The 16300-nt window shown below is 36.3% G+C and carries 18 protein-coding genes; 12 read left to right on the top strand and 6 right to left on the bottom strand.

Annotated elements, in window-relative coordinates; all coding sequences use genetic code 11:
- Window positions 1–2 precede the first annotated feature (2 nt).
- The 4 genes from lptB to ACFEMA_RS05840 all read right to left on the bottom strand — a co-directional run bounded on the left by lptB (window position 3) and on the right by ACFEMA_RS05840 (window position 2985).
- Complete coding sequence (lptB, locus tag ACFEMA_RS05855; protein WP_411767123.1) at window positions 3–743, bottom strand: LPS export ABC transporter ATP-binding protein; 741 nt, start codon at window positions 741–743, stop codon at window positions 3–5.
- A gap of 74 nt (window positions 744–817) precedes the next feature.
- The gene (locus ACFEMA_RS05850; protein ID WP_411767122.1) at window positions 818–1168 is read right to left on the bottom strand and encodes a carboxymuconolactone decarboxylase family protein; all 351 of its coding nucleotides are present in this window, start codon (window positions 1166–1168) and stop codon (window positions 818–820) included.
- 27 nt (window positions 1169–1195) lie between these two features.
- Window positions 1196–2020, bottom strand: coding sequence for a twin-arginine translocase subunit TatC (gene tatC / locus ACFEMA_RS05845; protein ID WP_411767121.1), 825 nt, complete (start codon window positions 2018–2020; stop codon window positions 1196–1198).
- The gene (locus ACFEMA_RS05840) at window positions 2020–2985 is read right to left on the bottom strand and encodes an SIS domain-containing protein (protein WP_411767120.1); all 966 of its coding nucleotides are present in this window, start codon (window positions 2983–2985) and stop codon (window positions 2020–2022) included. Before ACFEMA_RS05840 ends, tatC begins: the two co-directional genes overlap by 1 nt.
- Before the next feature lie 90 nt (window positions 2986–3075).
- On the opposite strand from ACFEMA_RS05840, the gene recQ reads away from it, so the two are divergent.
- The 6 genes from recQ (at window position 3076) to ACFEMA_RS05810 (ending at window position 9673) form a co-directional block, all read left to right on the top strand.
- Window positions 3076–5277 carry a DNA helicase RecQ gene (gene recQ / locus ACFEMA_RS05835; protein WP_411767119.1) on the top strand — a complete coding sequence of 734 codons (2202 nt, stop codon included), beginning with the start codon at window positions 3076–3078 and terminating at the stop codon, window positions 5275–5277.
- Between the two features lie 106 nt (window positions 5278–5383).
- Window positions 5384–5977 (top strand): hypothetical protein, encoded by a 594-nt coding sequence (locus tag ACFEMA_RS05830; RefSeq protein ID WP_411767118.1) that lies wholly within the window; start codon window positions 5384–5386, stop codon window positions 5975–5977.
- A 194-nt stretch (window positions 5978–6171) separates the two neighbouring features.
- Window positions 6172–6915: a DUF6090 family protein gene (locus ACFEMA_RS05825; protein WP_411767117.1), complete on the top strand. Its 744-nt coding sequence runs from the start codon at window positions 6172–6174 to the stop codon at window positions 6913–6915.
- A gap of 44 nt (window positions 6916–6959) precedes the next feature.
- Window positions 6960–7688, top strand: coding sequence for a DUF6090 family protein (locus ACFEMA_RS05820; RefSeq protein WP_411767116.1), 729 nt, complete (start codon window positions 6960–6962; stop codon window positions 7686–7688).
- Window positions 7689–7967: 279 nt separating this feature from the next.
- On the top strand, window positions 7968–8900 hold the full coding sequence (locus ACFEMA_RS05815; protein WP_411767115.1) for a peptidylprolyl isomerase: 933 nt from the start codon (window positions 7968–7970) through the stop codon (window positions 8898–8900).
- Window positions 8901–8974: 74 nt separating this feature from the next.
- Window positions 8975–9673, top strand: coding sequence for a tetratricopeptide repeat protein (locus ACFEMA_RS05810; protein ID WP_411767114.1), 699 nt, complete (start codon window positions 8975–8977; stop codon window positions 9671–9673).
- On the opposite strand, the gene ACFEMA_RS05805 is transcribed toward ACFEMA_RS05810, so the two are convergent.
- The gene (locus tag ACFEMA_RS05805; RefSeq protein ID WP_411767113.1) at window positions 9674–10513 is read right to left on the bottom strand and encodes a class I SAM-dependent methyltransferase; all 840 of its coding nucleotides are present in this window, start codon (window positions 10511–10513) and stop codon (window positions 9674–9676) included.
- Window positions 10514–10515: 2 nt separating this feature from the next.
- Entirely contained in the window at window positions 10516–12312 is a 1797-nt protein-coding gene (locus ACFEMA_RS05800; RefSeq protein WP_411767112.1) for a serine hydrolase, read from the bottom strand.
- Window positions 12313–12490: 178 nt separating this feature from the next.
- On the opposite strand from ACFEMA_RS05800, the gene ACFEMA_RS05795 reads away from it, so the two are divergent.
- Genes ACFEMA_RS05795 through ACFEMA_RS05770 form a run of 6 tightly spaced genes read left to right on the top strand, consistent with a single transcriptional unit; the run spans window position 12491 to window position 16299 of the window.
- The gene (locus tag ACFEMA_RS05795; RefSeq protein ID WP_411767111.1) at window positions 12491–13126 is read left to right on the top strand and encodes a tetratricopeptide repeat protein; all 636 of its coding nucleotides are present in this window, start codon (window positions 12491–12493) and stop codon (window positions 13124–13126) included.
- A 17-nt stretch (window positions 13127–13143) separates the two neighbouring features.
- On the top strand, window positions 13144–14496 hold the full coding sequence (locus ACFEMA_RS05790) for a histidine kinase (RefSeq protein ID WP_411767110.1): 1353 nt from the start codon (window positions 13144–13146) through the stop codon (window positions 14494–14496).
- Window positions 14497–14507: 11 nt separating this feature from the next.
- The gene (locus tag ACFEMA_RS05785; protein ID WP_411767109.1) at window positions 14508–14831 is read left to right on the top strand and encodes a 2TM domain-containing protein; all 324 of its coding nucleotides are present in this window, start codon (window positions 14508–14510) and stop codon (window positions 14829–14831) included.
- Between the two features lie 4 nt (window positions 14832–14835).
- Entirely contained in the window at window positions 14836–15201 is a 366-nt protein-coding gene (locus ACFEMA_RS05780) for a 2TM domain-containing protein (RefSeq protein WP_411767106.1), read from the top strand.
- Window positions 15194–15508, top strand: coding sequence for a 2TM domain-containing protein (locus ACFEMA_RS05775; RefSeq protein WP_411767104.1), 315 nt, complete (start codon window positions 15194–15196; stop codon window positions 15506–15508). Before ACFEMA_RS05780 ends, ACFEMA_RS05775 begins: the two co-directional genes overlap by 8 nt.
- 35 nt (window positions 15509–15543) lie before the next feature.
- Window positions 15544–16299 (top strand): LytR/AlgR family response regulator transcription factor, encoded by a 756-nt coding sequence (locus ACFEMA_RS05770; RefSeq protein ID WP_411767103.1) that lies wholly within the window; start codon window positions 15544–15546, stop codon window positions 16297–16299.
- Window position 16300: the final 1 nt, after the last annotated feature.

Here is a 16300-nt window from a genome sequence, read left to right as displayed (position 1 = left end):
CGTTAACGGATTTTCTTTTTCCGAAGCTCAAAATTCTGACCTAAATACACTTTACGTACCATAGCATCGTTAGCTAATTCTTCAGGTTCACCAGCTTTTAGGATACTACCTTCGAACATTAAATAGGTGCGGTCCGTAATCGCCAAGGTTTCTTGGACGTTGTGATCCGTGATTAAAATACCGATATTCTTATCCGTCAATTTTGCGATGATTCGCTGAATATCTTCCACGGCAACAGGATCAACTCCAGCAAAGGGTTCATCTAAAAGAATAAAATTAGGGTCGGTGGCTAATGCACGTGCAATTTCTGTACGTCGTCGTTCCCCACCAGATAATAAATCCCCACGGTTTTTACGGATATGACCTAAACCGAATTCCTCGATTAGAGATTCCATTTTGTTATGCTGTTCTTTCTTACTAAGATTTGTGAGCTGTAGTACGCTTAGAATATTATCCTCAATACTTAACTTTCTGAATACAGATGCCTCTTGCGCCAGATATCCAATGCCATTTTGGGCACGCTTGTACATCGGGTACTTTGTAATGTTTGTGCCTTCTAAAAAGATATTACCGCCGTTGGGTTTAATAATGCCCACAATCATGTAGAAGGAGGTGGTCTTACCTGCACCGTTTGGTCCTAACAACCCAACGATTTCCCCTTGTTTTACTTCCAGGGAAACATCCTTAACCACTTTACGTCCACTGTAGGACTTCATTAAATTTTCGGCTCGTAATTTCTTCATGTCTAATTAAATCAACGCTAAAATATAAGAAATACTATGCGTAACGACTTTTAAGTATTGGATTTATTAAAAATTTAACCTTGTTTGTTTTCCAAAGCCTCCCAATATTCGTGCGCTCTCCTTAAATGCGGGATTACAATTGTACCACCTATTAGCGTTGCAATACCAAGTGCCTCACTGACTTCTGCTTTGGTCAGTCCTTCTTTATGGGAGCTTTCTAAATGGTATTTTACACAATCATCACATCGTAAGACCGTGGATGCCACAAGACCAAGCAATTCTTTGGTTTTTTTATCTAATGCTCCGTCTAAAAAGGCATTAGTGTCTAGGTTAAATATTCGTTTAACAATCTTATTGTTATCGGCCAATACCTTATCATTCATTTTTGCCCTGTAGGCATTGAAATCATCTACTATATCTGACATTCTTGGTTAAAAAGTTAAAAGTTAAAGTTATGTTTTAGGGTTCTGTCGCTTTTTTTGATTGCGGACAACAATGGCTGAAATATAAATACTCACTTGGTACAAAATCAATATGGGGATGGCAACAATCACCTGGCTCGCAATATCTGGTGGTGTAATAATTGCTGCTAATACTAAAACAATAACCAGTGCAAATTTTCTATAGGTTCTCAATATCTTAGGGGTGACAATACCGACCTTGGTTAAAAAGTATATCACGATTGGTAGTTCAAAAACAATTCCCGAGGCTAAAGCTGATGAACGGACTATGGCAATGACGGAGCTTAAATCAAACTCATTAGAAATCTTTGCACTCACGCTATAATTAGCTAAGAAATTCAGTGATAATGGGGTAACGATATAATAGCCGAAAAGTACTCCTGTAAAAAACAGAAATGACGCAATCACTAGAAACCCTCTACTGTTTTTTCGCTCATTGGTTTTCATGCCTGGCGAAATAAACGTCCAGAGTTGGTATAATACATAAGGAAAGGCAATGACCAGACCTGCATAGATGGACGTCCAGATATGCGCTGAAAATTGTCCGGCTACCGTTCTGTTTTGAATGATAAACGGAAACTCTTGTGCACAAAAGGTCGTGTCTACACCAACGATTTTAGACATTTTACACAACCATTGATACGTTGGAAACTGCATACTTGTCGGCCCTAATACAATAACATCGAAAATGAAGGTCTTAAAAATAAAGGCTAGGGTTGCTGCAATTAAAACACCTAAAGTTGCTCTAATAAGATGCCATCTTAAATCTTCAAGATGGTCTAAGAATGACATTTCATTTACATTCCTTTTCGCCATTAGATGATGCCTTCTTTTATTAAGTCGTGCAGATGTACAACACCACTGTATATGCCATTGTCCTCAACCAGCAACTGAGAGATACCATGTTCTTCCATTATTTCTTTAGCATCAACAGCCATTGCAGCTTCAGAAATACGTCTAGGATTACTGCTCATAATATCTTTGGCAGTAAGCCCTGTAATATCATCACTTTTACTGAGCATACGTCTTAAATCACCATCCGTAATAATCCCCAGAATTTTACCACTATCGACAACTGCAGTCACCCCGAGCATTTTTTCGGTGATCTCTACAATAACTTCTTTTAACGAAGCATCTATAGCTACTTGAGGTTTTGGGTTCATTGATGATAAATCATTTACTCTTAAATACAAACGCTTGCCCAAAGCACCGCCTGGATGGTATTTTGCAAAATCCTTACTTGAAAACCCACGTAATTCTAACAAACAAACTGCCAGAGCATCACCAATGACCAATTGCGCTGTTGTGCTAGTGGTGGGTGCTAAATTATTAGGACAAGCTTCTTGTGCCACATAGGTGTTAAGCACATAATCGGCTTGTTGCCCAAGAAATGAATCAGGATTACCTGTAATGGCAATCATCTTATTATTGGCGTTCTTAATAAGGGGTACCAACACTTTAATTTCTGGAGTGTTGCCACTTTTAGAGATACAGATGACCACATCGTCCTTAAGTATGAGACCTAAATCCCCATGAATTGCGTCCGCTGCATGCATAAAAACGGCTGGAGTTCCAGTCGAATTTAATGTTGCTACTATTTTATTGGCGATAATGGCACTCTTCCCAATACCTGTAATAATCACGCGACCCTTAGACTTATAAATGAGTTCGGTAGCATTACTAAAGTCATCTGTTAGTAAATCAGCTAAATGTGAAATGGCTTCGCTTTCTAATGCTATTGTACTTTTTGCGAGGTCTAATATGCTTTTTGAAGTGTTCAAAACTTGTGCTGTATTGTGTTTTCCTAGTTTAAAGAAATTGTTATCTTTAAACTGATTGCAAATGTAAATATAAAATAGGAATAGGGATTAATGCGTCACCAGGAAATTGACTTACACGCTGAACTAAAAAAATACTTTGGATTTTCCCAATTCAAGGGATTACAAGAGGAGGTTATAAAAAATGTTATAGAAGGTAATAATACCTTTGTCATTATGCCCACAGGTGGTGGAAAATCACTCTGCTACCAATTACCAGCTTTAATAAAAGAAGGAACAGCCATTGTGGTGTCTCCATTAATTGCCTTAATGAAGAATCAGGTAGACGCTATTAGAAGTGTTTCGGATCACGAGGGTGTGGCCCATGTTTTAAATTCGTCACTCAATAAAACCGAGGTCAAAAAGGTTAAAGAAGATATTACCAATGGTATTACCAAGTTATTGTATGTAGCACCAGAATCCTTGACTAAAGAGGACTATGTTGAGTTTTTACGGACCGTAACCATTTCCTTTATGGCGGTTGATGAAGCCCACTGTATTAGTGAATGGGGACACGACTTTAGACCAGAATATCGAAATCTTAGACATATTATAAAGCGTATTGGCGATGACATCCCTATTATAGGCTTAACTGCAACTGCGACGCCAAAAGTACAGGAAGATATATTGAAAAGTTTGGGGATGACGGATGCTGTAACCTTTAAAGCATCTTTTAATCGTCCTAATTTATTTTACGAAGTACGTCCTAAGACCAAAAATGTTGATGCTGATATTACCCGTTTTGTAAAACAGAATGAAGGCAAATCTGGTATTATTTATTGTTTAAGTCGAAAGCGGGTAGAGGAACTGGCGCAAGTCCTTCAGGTTAATGGAGTAAAAGCCGTGCCGTACCATGCAGGCTTGGATGCCAAAACCCGTGTAAAACATCAAGACATGTTTTTGATGGAGGATTGCGATGTGGTCGTAGCCACAATCGCCTTTGGTATGGGTATTGACAAACCTGATGTGCGATTCGTCATTCATCATGATATCCCAAAAAGTATTGAAAGTTATTACCAAGAAACAGGCCGTGCTGGTCGAGATGGAGGCGAAGGTCATTGTCTGGCGTACTACGCTTATAAGGATATCGAAAAGTTAGAAAAATTTATGTCCGGTAAACCTGTGGCAGAGCAGGAGATCGGTAATGCCCTCTTACAGGAAGTCGTTGCTTTTGCAGAAACCTCGGTGTCTCGACGGAAGTTTATCCTACATTATTTTGGAGAAGAATTCGATAATGAAACTGGCGAAGGTGGCGATATGGATGATAATGTGCGTAACCCCAAAAAGCAGGTTGAAGCCAAGGATGATGTTAAGATTATTTTAGATGTTGTCGATAAAACCAACGAAAAGTACAAACCCAAAGATTTGGTGCAGGTTATCGTTGGTAAATCCAATGCCCTTATCGGGTCGCATAAGACAGATACTTTACCGTTTTTTGGAATAGGAAAAGCCAAGGAACCGCGCTATTGGATGGCATTAATTCGCCAAGTATTGGTCGCCAAACTACTAAAAAAGGATATTGAAACCTATGGTGTTTTGCGTTTAACCGACGCAGGTCGAGACTTTATAGCCTCACCATCTTCGTTTATGATGACCGAAGATCATGTCTATGATTTGGATTCGGACGATAATATTATCACCAATACCAAAGGAGGTGGAGCATCGGCAGATGAACAGCTGATGAAGATGCTTAAGGACTTAAGAAAACGTAATGCCAAAACATTAGGAGTACCACCATTTGTGATTTTTCAAGATCCTTCGTTAGAGGATATGGCATTAAAATACCCTATAACTATTGATGAACTCTCTAATGTTCATGGAGTTGGGGAAAGTAAAGCCCGCAAATACGGTAAGGACTTTGTGGCCTTGATTAGCGAGTATGTTGAAGACAATGATGTGATGCGGCCCGATGATTTTGTTGTAAAATCCACGGGATCTAACTCTGCTATTAAACTGTACATCATTCAGAATGTGGACAGAAAATTACCACTAACGGACATCGCCAATTCTAAAGGTATGGAGATGACCGATTTGGTTAAAGAAATGGAAGCCATTGTTTTTTCTGGCACCAAATTGAATATCAATTATTGGATTGATGATATGTTAGATGAAGATCAGCAAGAAGAAATCCATGAGTACTTTATGGACTCTGAAACCGATAAAATTGATGCTGCCATTGACGAATTTGATGGCGACTATGAAGAAGAAGAACTCCGTTTATACCGTATAAAGTTTATGAGCGAGGTGGCTAATTGATGCATGCCATTATTTTCCGAAAACTATAAAGACTTTTGTTATCCTGGGATTGGTATGGGATAAAGTAAATTTTTAATGCGATATAACTAGTTGTACAACATTTGAGATGACCGAAAATTGGCTTAAATATTTGGAACAAAAACAAACTCTATTGAATCCAACGGATGTTGAGAATCGAGAGGCTGAATCTAAATTTTCACGAACTTATTATTTCAAAGAATCTTATTTGACTGTAGAGTTTTTAGACTCGACTACTATTAATAAAGTAGAACTTGGGACATATAATAACGGAATATTCAGCGACTATAAAATCTTGTTTGACAATAGCGCACCGAATTTTACTAAAGTTAAACAAAGACTATTTGAGATTGACGAAAATGTAAACTACGTTCTGACTTATGACAAGGCTAACGTAGAAAAATTAAACAGATTTTTGGACAGTCTATTTACTAAAGGATGGACGGAAGAAACATTAAGCTATAAAGATTTTGCCTATCTCATAATTGTTAAAATTGAGAATGCAACTCATAGAATTGAATTAAAGTCAGATGCTGAACAAGATATTCCAATGCCAATGGATAAATTGGGTAGAAAAATGACTGTGATGTGGAATAACCTCAAAATAAACACACGAAATAGAAAGAGGAATATAATAAAAGTAAAACCCTTGATAAAAAACGTTGTACAACACCGGCTATAGTTCATTGCTTCTGACTTTCCTCGCGGAAAGTCCTCGCAAATTTGCTGTCTTCGGTTTACGGCGGAAAATCCTCGCGGATTTTCACGCAACGAAACCATAGCCAAACACGTTGTGATTTATTATTCCTACGCTAAAGCTTTGGAATAGAAACTATGACCAACTAATAAGATTCCCGCTTTCTCGGGAAATAGAATATGATAAAATTCTTCCGTAAAATTCGGCAAAATACGATTAAAGAAAACCGGTTTTCAAAATATTTTCTCTATGCTGTGGGTGAAATTGTGCTAGTTGTTATTGGAATATTAATTGCACTTCAGATCAATAATTGGAACGAACAAAATAAAATAGATGTACTAGAAATTGAGGCATTAAAAGAGATTGCTTCAGACTTGCAATACGATGTATTATCGCTTGAACATGACATAGCGCTTAATCTTAGGGGTCTCAAAAGAATTTCTATAATTCGCGATGCATTAAACGGTGACCAAGCCTATAACGACTCACTTGCCATTCATTTTGGAGGTTTGGATTTCAATACAACCTACACCATTAAAACAAGTGGATTTGATAATCTTAGAAATCTAGGTTTCCAAATAGTATCAAATGATAGCCTTAGAAAATCCATAACAGATTTGTATTCCTCTGAATATTCATTTTTAAAAGAAAGAGAAGAACTTGCTGAGCAGAGGACCTACGAATATTTTAGTCCTAGATACATATCGTATTTTAAGAGTATGAAATCCATTGACGGATCTAATGCTGCCTTAGCATATTATACACCACGGGATTTTGAGGCAATGAAATCTGACGACGAGTTTGATATTCTTCTAGATTACTTAGCTCTTGTCAAAAAAGATAATCTCTTTTCGCTTAACCAAACTATAGTAGAAATAAAGTTAACTCTATCTTTAATCAATGATTATTTGGATACCATTTGAGATAGCTCCCGACAGTAAACGTCGGGACGGAAAAAACAGAAACTATGATTAAGTTTTTTAGAAATGTTCGAAAGCGATTACTTTCAGAGGGAAAAACCAGCCCGAATGACTCGGTCGGGCGGGCAGGAAAGTACTTTAAATACGCTATTGGAGAGATTATTCTCGTGGTCATTGGAATTTTGATTGCATTATCGATTAATAATTGGAATGAAGAAAAGAAACTTAAAAAGGAGGAACAGAAGCTTATTGCAGCAATAACAAAGGAAATTGAAAGTAATATTGAAAAATTAGAAGAAGCACTATCGGTTAATAAATTATGTGCAGAAAGGTCTAACTCAATTATAAAAGAAGGATCTTCTAATTCTAATTTTGAAACTAAAGCATCTGATATAATTGGGTTATTTTGCTATACGGGTAATAGGATTGATAATTCTATTTTAAATGAAATTCTTGGGACAAATTCAAGAGCTTTAATATCTGATGATAAACATTTAGATCAGCTTCGAGTTTTAAAACTCAATTACGATAGACTTGAGAAAACAATGAATTATGTAGATGCTTATTGGAATGGCACAGCTATTGATTTTTTTAATAGTTCGGGTGTAGGAATATATATGCAACAAAAAACGATAAATACAGCTGAAAAATTTATTCCAGATAGTCAGTTTTATTCTGTAATTAGTATAATGAATGGATTTCAGAATTCCCTTATACGAAGTCAAGAAGATTTAGACCAAGCATTGAAAAATACTTTTGAGCTACTTAATTACTAAAAACTTTGTCTTAGGTTACTGTCATAAAAGTAAATATGATATATGGTTTAATAGAATCAGTTATCTGGAATTATAAATTTTAAAATGCTATCTTTTACAAGAGCAATTATATTTTATTTAGGATTTTACTCACTATACTTCAAACTTCACACTTCCCACTTCCCACTTCCCACTTCCCACTTCCCACTGCATACTTCATACTTCATACTGTCCACTAAATACTCCTCCCACTTCCAACTTTATCCTTATCTTTGCAGCCTTAAATAAAAATATAAAGCAATGCAAGACGGATTATACGCAAAATTCAATACTTCAAAAGGAGACATATTAGTCAATTTAGAATTCGAAAAAACACCGGGGACAGTAGGTAACTTCGTCGCCTTGGCAGAAGGTAACTTAGAGAATTCTGCTAAGCCCCAAGGCACACCTTATTATGATGGGTTAAAATTTCACCGTGTTATCCCGGATTTTATGATTCAAGGTGGTTGTCCTCAAGGTACAGGTACAGGAAATCCTGGTTATAAGTTTGATGACGAAATCCACCCAGATTTAAAGCACGATGCTCCAGGGAAATTATCCATGGCAAACGCTGGCCCGGGAACTAACGGAAGCCAATTTTTTATCACACATATAGAGACCCCATGGTTAGATGGTAAGCACACTGTGTTTGGGGATGTTGTTGAAGGCCAAGATGTCGTTGACGCTGTAGCCCAAGGGGATACCATTGAGAGCTTAGAAATTATAAGACAAGGAGATGCAGCCGAAAACTTTAATGCAGTGGAAGCCTTTAGAACCTTTGAGGGAGCACGAGAAAAACGTGTAGCTGCAGAACGCGAAGCTGCCAAAGCAGAATTAGAAAAATTATCTGCAGGGTTCGAAGAAACTGAAAGCGGCTTACGTTACCAAATCATCCAAAAAGGTGATGGGAAAAAAGCCAATAAAGGTGATATGGTGTCGGTACATTATAAAGGTCAGCTAGCTGATGGTACAGTTTTCGATTCTTCATACAAAAGAAATCAACCGTTGGACTTTCAGGTTGGAGTCGGCCAAGTTATTGCAGGGTGGGATGAAGGTATTTGCTTATTAAACGTTGGTGACAAAGCGCGTTTGGTGATTCCAAGTGATTTAGGATATGGCAATGCAGGAGCTGGTGGTGTAATTCCTGGGGGTGCTACACTCGTATTTGATGTTGAACTTATGGCTATTAAATAGAAAGTTATATTTTTCGTAACATAGTTGATATAAAATCGTCTCATTTGTAATGAGACTTTTTTATTTTTAAGGATATGAAGAGAACGATTTATATTTTCAGCATTTTATGTGTTTGCATTTTAGGTTGTGCCAATAGTGTGGAATTTTCAGAAGAATTTAAAGACCAAACTTCAGGCAAGTACCTTTATAATATGGATGATGTTATAGAAGTGTATTATACCGATAATCAGCCATTCCTAAAATGGCGTGGTGGAACTATGGAGCCTGTAGTTGTCGATACTAATGAGTTTTTTGTCGCTGACATGTACGATAAACTTCGTTTTGTGCAGCATCCAGAAACTGGTGAGCGGTACCTTTCTATAATTCCGAAAGAAAACCCGGATAGTATTCGCTACGATTATCTTAAAGTTTCTAATGACTATAAAACACCTAGTACGTATCTAAAAGAAGGTAACTTTGCTAAGGCACAAGAAGGTTTCTTAGCCATAAAAGCAAAAGATTCTACAACGACGCTTTTTAACGAACGTGAGTTTAACTCTAGAGGTTACCGATACCTAAGGGATAAAAAATACGATGACGCCATCAGTGTTTTTAAAATGAATGTGGCATTGTTCCCTGAAAGCGACAATGTGTATGATAGTTTGGCAGACGCTTATCTTAGAAGTGGTGATAGTGCCAAAGCATACAGTAACTATGTAAAAGCGTATGAACTCAATACAGGGAACGATAGGGCTAAGGCTTATATAGAGGCGTATTCACAAAAGGAAGAATAATTACTTTTTTTGAAGAATGTAAAAATGTTCATTCAGAATGTCCGTTGGGTCAGACTTTGGGGAATGGTTAAACTGTTTTGAACACGAAAAATAGTCCTGATGGTCAATGAGCTTATAATGATCTAATCCCTCATAGAAACTATTCTCTATACATTGAAGCCCTCCTTCGCTGGCATCATCCAAACCTTTACTTGCATAATCAATAAGCCTATCATAGGCTCTTGTGCCAAGAATTTCATCAGTGTAAGACACACTACCAATAAAATCTCCTTGGGATTGAATGGTATCAAAAAAGTCAAAAATAGACTCGGTTTCTTTTCTGTTTAAAAAGAACAGAACCCCTTCAATTAATATAAAACACGATGTATCCTTCTGAATATTTTGAATCTTATTCAATACACTATTCTGATAATCGGTACTAAAATCCACCCCGATGTAATCAATATTTCGGTGCGGCAAAACACCTTCCTTAATCCACTCTTTAGTTACACTGGACTTATAATCCACAACCTCTGGCTTGTCAATTTCTATATGTGTGATGTGGCCATCCAATAGATATGGATACATACTAAATCCTGCCCCAAAATTGATAAGGGTTTCAATCTGATTTTTTTCAATTAATAGCCTCAATGATTCCAAAAAATAGCGATTTCTAATGCAATGTGTTTCTATTTCTTCTGTGGAAACATGTTTTGTATAGTCTTTGAGTAATAGTTCCGCTTTGTCGTTCCGCCATAATTTGGCATAGATGTCTTGACTTAACTTTTCATTAAGTCTTCTAAAGCCACAGGTTACAAAGGCCGTGTCGCTGACGTGTATGTCCTTTTTTCCTAAACTCAATGTTATTTTTTGTTGGCAATAAAAGTGCCATTTGGCTGAATAAACTTCACTTTATTTATGCTTAAATCATCATCTTCTATAAATTCAACTTTAAAGCCTTCCAATGCCTTAAATGAGAACCTGTGTTTTGCCGTTGGTAATAATTCGTATTCTGGCTGACCAGGCACAAATACATAGAGCGTATTTTCATTTTTAATGTAAACCTTTACTGTAGTACCAGCCAATTCATAGTCTCCAACATAAGCGTTCATAATTTCGGTATCGACATCAATGGTATTTGGCGTTCTGTTAAATACAATTGCGTCTAATGTTGGTTCTATATCCGTGGTCAGTTCAACAATATCACCTGCTGAATTTGTGTTGAACGTTACTTTAAGACTGTTGCCTATTGCTGTTGTATCGACTTTTCCATTTTTAATATCTAAAAGTTCAAACGTATCATAGTGGACATGTTTCAGAAATTGCTTTTGAAGTTTAAATTGTGCAAAAAGGGAGTCGTTTTCTACCATAATAGGAAATTCCCCATAACCATCATTACTATATGAGCCTGTATAATCTAACAAAATATGTGATGGTTTAGTGTTTTTTACATTGGATGATTCTGACTCTTCCTCAGCTTCTTCTTGTGCTTTTTTAGCTTTTTCAAGATTTTCTTTGTGTCTTTCAGCCCAATCGGATTTTTTTAATTCTAACACGTAATCGGCCACTGTATTTCTCACGAGTGATGGTACAGCAGAACCATTTTGATTGGTTAATACCACAATGCCAATACCATCTGATGGGAAAAAGGCAGCGTTGGCTGAAAAGCCATCGATGTTTCCTCCATGCTCAACACGGTAATGCCCTTTGTACGATTGTAAAAACCAGCCATAGCCATAATTAGCAAAGTGAATATCGGGGAATTTATCATCGGGTGTATTGGCACCAACGACCATCTGCGAGCTCATAGCTTCTTTGATATAATTGGCCGGTAAAATCTCTTTTTCATTATACTTTCCGTCATTAATCCACATCATCAACCATTTACTCATATCATTGACACTGCTATTGATGCTGCCTGCAGGACTCATTGCTGCAATGTCATAATAATCCATTTTAGAAATGACATCATCTTTTAATTCATACCCAAAAGCAGCGTTATCGGCTGATTTCATTGCTGCAATATCTACATTACTTCTATTCATCCCCAATGGTTTTAAGAATAGATCTTGGATGTTCTCCTCCCAAGATTTACCAGTGATTTTCTCTGCAATGACGCCTTGCGCTAGGAACATAAAATTATTGTAGTACCATTGTTGGCGGATGCCTGTAAATGGTTCTTGGTATTTAATTCTTGCAATGAGGCTGTCTTTGTCATGGGATGGGAAAAAGTACCAAGCCCCATCATGACGAGGAATCCCTGTACTATGCCGCATTAGGTCTTTAATAATTAGGTTATTGTTGAGGTCACCATTATAAAATTCGAGTTCAGGAATATACTTTCTCGGATTATCATCAAAGTCTAATTGTTCGTCTTCGCGAAGTACTCCTAAAACAGCAGAAGTAAATGCTTTGGTAGAAGAGCCAATAGCAAATAGCGTGTTGGCATCAACCGGAATCTTATTTTCATAATCCCGATAACCAAACCCTTTTGCATAAAGGACTTTGCTGCTATCTACAACAGCAACTGCAAACCCAGGTGCCTTTGTAACTTCTAAGATTTTTTGAAGTTCTTCATTGATGCCTTTTAAACGCTTATCAGTTTGTGCGAATAGTAAACAAGTAAATAGAAGGGCTAAAAGAGGGAGAAATCGTTTCATCTGTGATTGGTTTTGGTTATAAAACTATAGGTCTAAAAGGACAGTGAAAAGTTACGCTTTTACTTCAATATTAAAAAGTTTACAGTTCAGTCATAGAAAATGACAGTTCAGTGAGATTAATTATAGAAGACAGTATCTCTATGTGATATTTGCTTCAAACTTAAATCAATATAGCATTATGAACACACTCGCAAAATTATTTGTCCTTTTGGTCATCACTATTACTTCTTCCTGGGCACAGACTGATTCAGCCTTCGATAGGGGTATGACCAAAGCCTTTGAACTTATGGAAAATAATCAGTTGAACGAGGCAGAAAATGTATTTGAACGCATTGCCAATGCAGATTCAGAATCTTGGCTTCCGCATTACTATGTGGCATTTATTAATAGCATGAAAAGTTGGAACATCAAGGATGAAGCCATTTTAAAGGTACAACTGGATAAAGCACAATCACATCTCGATGAAGCTTTTAAACTAAGTGACAATAACCCTGAATTATTGGTTATGCAAGCTTATGTATATACCAATTGGGTTGCCTTTGACGGTATGAAGTACGGTATGACATTGTCACCAAAAATATCAGAACTGTACCAAAAAGCATATGCGATTGCTCCAAATAACCCTAGAGTGGTTTTCGGTAAGGCAGAGTGGGATATGGGTAGTGCCAAATTTTTTGGAAAAGATACGTCACCGTATTGTAAGGATATAGAACGCGCCATAGAACTTTTTGCTAACTTTAAACCAGAAAAAACGTATAGCCCAAATTGGGGAACTGAACGTGCACAACAAGTTTTAGAATCTTGTAAAGCCTAAGCTCTTAAACTCATTTTATGAAAGAATCTGTTAGAAATATCATTATCACCTTTATTATTGGTTGCATCATTTTTGTAATCGGAAATTTTCTAGGCGGTGGTTTTGACTTTAAAGATGTCAATGATTTTTTAAGGGATTTTTTCTATTACCAGCTGTATTCTTTTGTGTTGGGGTATTCTAATATGGCCTTTTTTAGCTATATGGAGAAGAGGAATTGGAAAAAGGGGGATACGATTAAGAGAATTGTTTATGGAATTATTGGTACGACGATTATAACCCTGATAGGTCTTTTTGTTCTTAGATTTTGCATATCAGTATTTATATATAATGTCCCTGTGAAGACGTTTTTGGGGAATGAAACTTGGAGCGGGTATTCATTTGGTGTATGGATTACTTTGACTATAGTATCAGTGTTTCATATCATCTTCTTTTATAACCGCTATCAAAAAAACAAAATTAAAGAGCAAAAAGTTATAGCTGGTGCAGCAAGTGCACGATTTGATGCTCTAAAAAACCAATTAGATCCTCATTTTCTATTCAACAGTTTAAATGTGTTGACGAGCCTTATTGAGGAAAATCCGAAGAATGCTCAAAAATTCACAACGTCTTTATCTAAGGTATATCGCTACGTTTTAGAGCAAAAAAATAAAGAACTGGTTACAGTAGATGAAGAACTGGATTTCGCTCGGACGTATATGTCGCTATTAAAAATGCGCTTTGAGGATAGTATCATTTTCGAAATTCCTGATAAAGCAAAAAATCCCGAAAGTAAAGTCGTACCACTATCGTTACAGTTATTATTAGAAAATGCAGTGAAACATAACATGGTGACCACGAGTAAACCACTGCATATTAAAATTTATGAAGATGGCGGTTATCTCGTAGTCCTGAATAATCTGCAAATAAAACAAATCGTAAAAAAGAGTAGTGGTGTAGGTTTAGAAAATATTAAGCAACGCTATAAGTTGTTAACCAATAAAAAAGTCATCATCAATCAACGAGCAGAGGATTTCGCTGTTGGGATACCAATGCTCACAAAACAAGTATCAATTATGAGAACATCTCAATTACCAGACAATAGATTAGACGAGAGCTATGTTAAGGCTCGTAAACGTCTGGAGGAATTAAAAGCCTTTTATGGTAGTTTGGTTTCCTACTGCTTAGTTATACCGTTCTTAGTGTTTATATGGCATAGATACACGAGTGATACCATTCAATGGTTTTGGTTTCCGATTATTGGTTGGGGATTAAGCTTATGTTTCCAAGCGTATCGCGTGTTTTTTGATAATGCTGCACTAGGAGCAAATTGGGAAGAACGCAAAATCAGAGAGTTTATGCAAAAGGAAGAAAAAAATAACCGTTGGAATTAAATAATAAAGTCATGGAACATCAAAAATCAATTTCGAAATATAATCGTGCCAAGAGAAAAGTAGAACGTTTAAAGGGTTTTTATTCTCACCTATCGATTTTTGCGATTATCAATGTAACAATTATAGGATTTAAAGTGTGGGGTAGCTTAGATAGTTGGGACAGTTTTGTTTCAGAACTATTAACTTTTAATACACTAAGTACACTTGTAGTTTGGGGTTCTATATTATGTATTCATGCTTTTGCCGTTTTTGTTTTGCCAAGATTACTCGGTTATGATTGGGAAGAACGTAAAATTGAAAGATTTATGCAGGATGAACTTAATAGTAAAAAATAACATCATGGAAAAATATAATATAGAACCATATCAAGACAACGAACCTCTTGAAAGAGATTACAGAAAAGAAGAAGCATACTTGCGTGCCAAGAAGCGTGTTGAAGCCATTTCTGGTTTTTATTGGCATTTAACCTCGTACATCATAGTCAATATATTTTTAATTCTAATTATTGCTATGAATACCAGTACTGGATTCAGAGGCTTTGGACCTTATGCTACTGCTTTCTTTTGGGGAATAGGACTGGCATTTCATTTTATTGGTGTTTTTGGATTTAACTTTATTTTGGGTAAAAACTGGGAGCAAAGAAAGATGGAAGAGTTTATGGAAAAAGAACGCCAAAAAGATCAAAAATATAACAGTTATGACTGATAAGGAAAAAGAAGAATTCTTCTATATTGAGGCCCAGAAAAAAGTCCATAAGCTAAGATGGTTTTATATACATCTAGCAGGCTACGTTGTGGTTTTAGGATTGGTTATATGGAATCTTATCATCATTGAAGATACAGCATATACGGATTCCATTTTAGCAATAAATTACTCAACGATATTTATATGGGGGTTTTTTATAGTCTTTCACGCCATTAATACGTTTAAAGAGCGCTTATTTTTTAGTAAAAAATGGGAAGCCAAAAAGCTTGAGGAATTCTTGGGTAAAAAAAACAAGACCTGGGAGTAGAATTTTAAATATGCACAAGATTATTCTAGAAGATTATGAATATTATAATAATAGAAGACGAAAAACCATCAGCTAGGCGATTGCAACGTATGTTAACTGCCTTGGATTTTGAAGCCAATACCATGCTACATTCTGTGGAAGAATCTATTGAATGGTTTCAAAATAATGAGCACCCAGACCTTATATTTTTGGATATTCAATTGAGTGATGGATTGTCCTTCGAAATATTTGAAGCTATTGATATAAAATCTGCAGTTATCTTTACTACGGCTTACGATGAGTATGCGCTTCAAGCTTTTAAATTAAACAGTATTGACTATCTCCTAAAACCAATCGATGAGGACGATTTAAAGAACGCTATTGATAAGTTTAAAGGACGAAATCCCCAGAAACAAGACGTTACACTCAATTTTGAAGATATAAAGAAGTTGCTAGTCAACCCAATAGAGCGTGAGTATAAAAAACGCTTTTCGGTAAAGGTCGGACAGCACATTAAACTGATTCCTATTGAAGATATTGAATGTGTCTATAGCGAAAACAAAGGCACTTATCTTTTTACTACTGATAAACGCAACTACCTTTTAGACCTCACTTTAGATCAGCTAGAAGATGAACTAGAGCCACAGGTGTTTTTTAGGGTCAACCGTAAGTTTTTTATCAATATAAATGCTATTAAGGACATTATCAGTTATACAAACTCACGACTTAAAATTATTTTAAAACATTATGATGAAGAGGACATTATTGTGGCTCGTGAGCGGGTAAAGGATTTTAAGAATTGGTTGGATTAAA

Origin of the sequence: Winogradskyella sp. A3E31, from assembly GCF_046720935.1 — a bacterium.
Classification (GTDB): domain Bacteria; phylum Bacteroidota; class Bacteroidia; order Flavobacteriales; family Flavobacteriaceae; genus Winogradskyella.
Note: the sequence above shows the minus strand (reverse complement) of the source record. Positions and strands in the feature narration are given on the sequence as shown.

Bases quoted from the DNA above. Each gene is read 5' to 3' on its own strand.
- lptB (WP_411767123.1), bottom strand. From the start codon at position 743: ATGAAGAAATTACGAGCCGAAAATTTAATGAAGTCCTACAGTGGACGT.
- ACFEMA_RS05850 (WP_411767122.1), bottom strand. From the start codon at position 1,168: ATGTCAGATATAGTAGATGATTTCAATGCCTACAGGGCAAAAATGAAT.
- tatC (WP_411767121.1), bottom strand. From the start codon at position 2,020: ATGGCGAAAAGGAATGTAAATGAAATGTCATTCTTAGACCATCTTGAA.
- recQ (WP_411767119.1), top strand. From the start codon at position 3,076: ATGCGTCACCAGGAAATTGACTTACACGCTGAACTAAAAAAATACTTT.
- ACFEMA_RS05830 (WP_411767118.1), top strand. From the start codon at position 5,384: ATGACCGAAAATTGGCTTAAATATTTGGAACAAAAACAAACTCTATTG.
- ACFEMA_RS05825 (WP_411767117.1), top strand. From the start codon at position 6,172: ATGATAAAATTCTTCCGTAAAATTCGGCAAAATACGATTAAAGAAAAC.
- ACFEMA_RS05820 (WP_411767116.1), top strand. From the start codon at position 6,960: ATGATTAAGTTTTTTAGAAATGTTCGAAAGCGATTACTTTCAGAGGGA.
- ACFEMA_RS05815 (WP_411767115.1), top strand. From the start codon at position 7,968: ATGCAAGACGGATTATACGCAAAATTCAATACTTCAAAAGGAGACATA.
- ACFEMA_RS05810 (WP_411767114.1), top strand. From the start codon at position 8,975: ATGAAGAGAACGATTTATATTTTCAGCATTTTATGTGTTTGCATTTTA.
- ACFEMA_RS05800 (WP_411767112.1), bottom strand. From the start codon at position 12,312: ATGAAACGATTTCTCCCTCTTTTAGCCCTTCTATTTACTTGTTTACTA.
- ACFEMA_RS05795 (WP_411767111.1), top strand. From the start codon at position 12,491: ATGAACACACTCGCAAAATTATTTGTCCTTTTGGTCATCACTATTACT.
- ACFEMA_RS05790 (WP_411767110.1), top strand. From the start codon at position 13,144: ATGAAAGAATCTGTTAGAAATATCATTATCACCTTTATTATTGGTTGC.
- ACFEMA_RS05785 (WP_411767109.1), top strand. From the start codon at position 14,508: ATGGAACATCAAAAATCAATTTCGAAATATAATCGTGCCAAGAGAAAA.
- ACFEMA_RS05780 (WP_411767106.1), top strand. From the start codon at position 14,836: ATGGAAAAATATAATATAGAACCATATCAAGACAACGAACCTCTTGAA.
- ACFEMA_RS05775 (WP_411767104.1), top strand. From the start codon at position 15,194: ATGACTGATAAGGAAAAAGAAGAATTCTTCTATATTGAGGCCCAGAAA.
- ACFEMA_RS05770 (WP_411767103.1), top strand. From the start codon at position 15,544: ATGAATATTATAATAATAGAAGACGAAAAACCATCAGCTAGGCGATTG.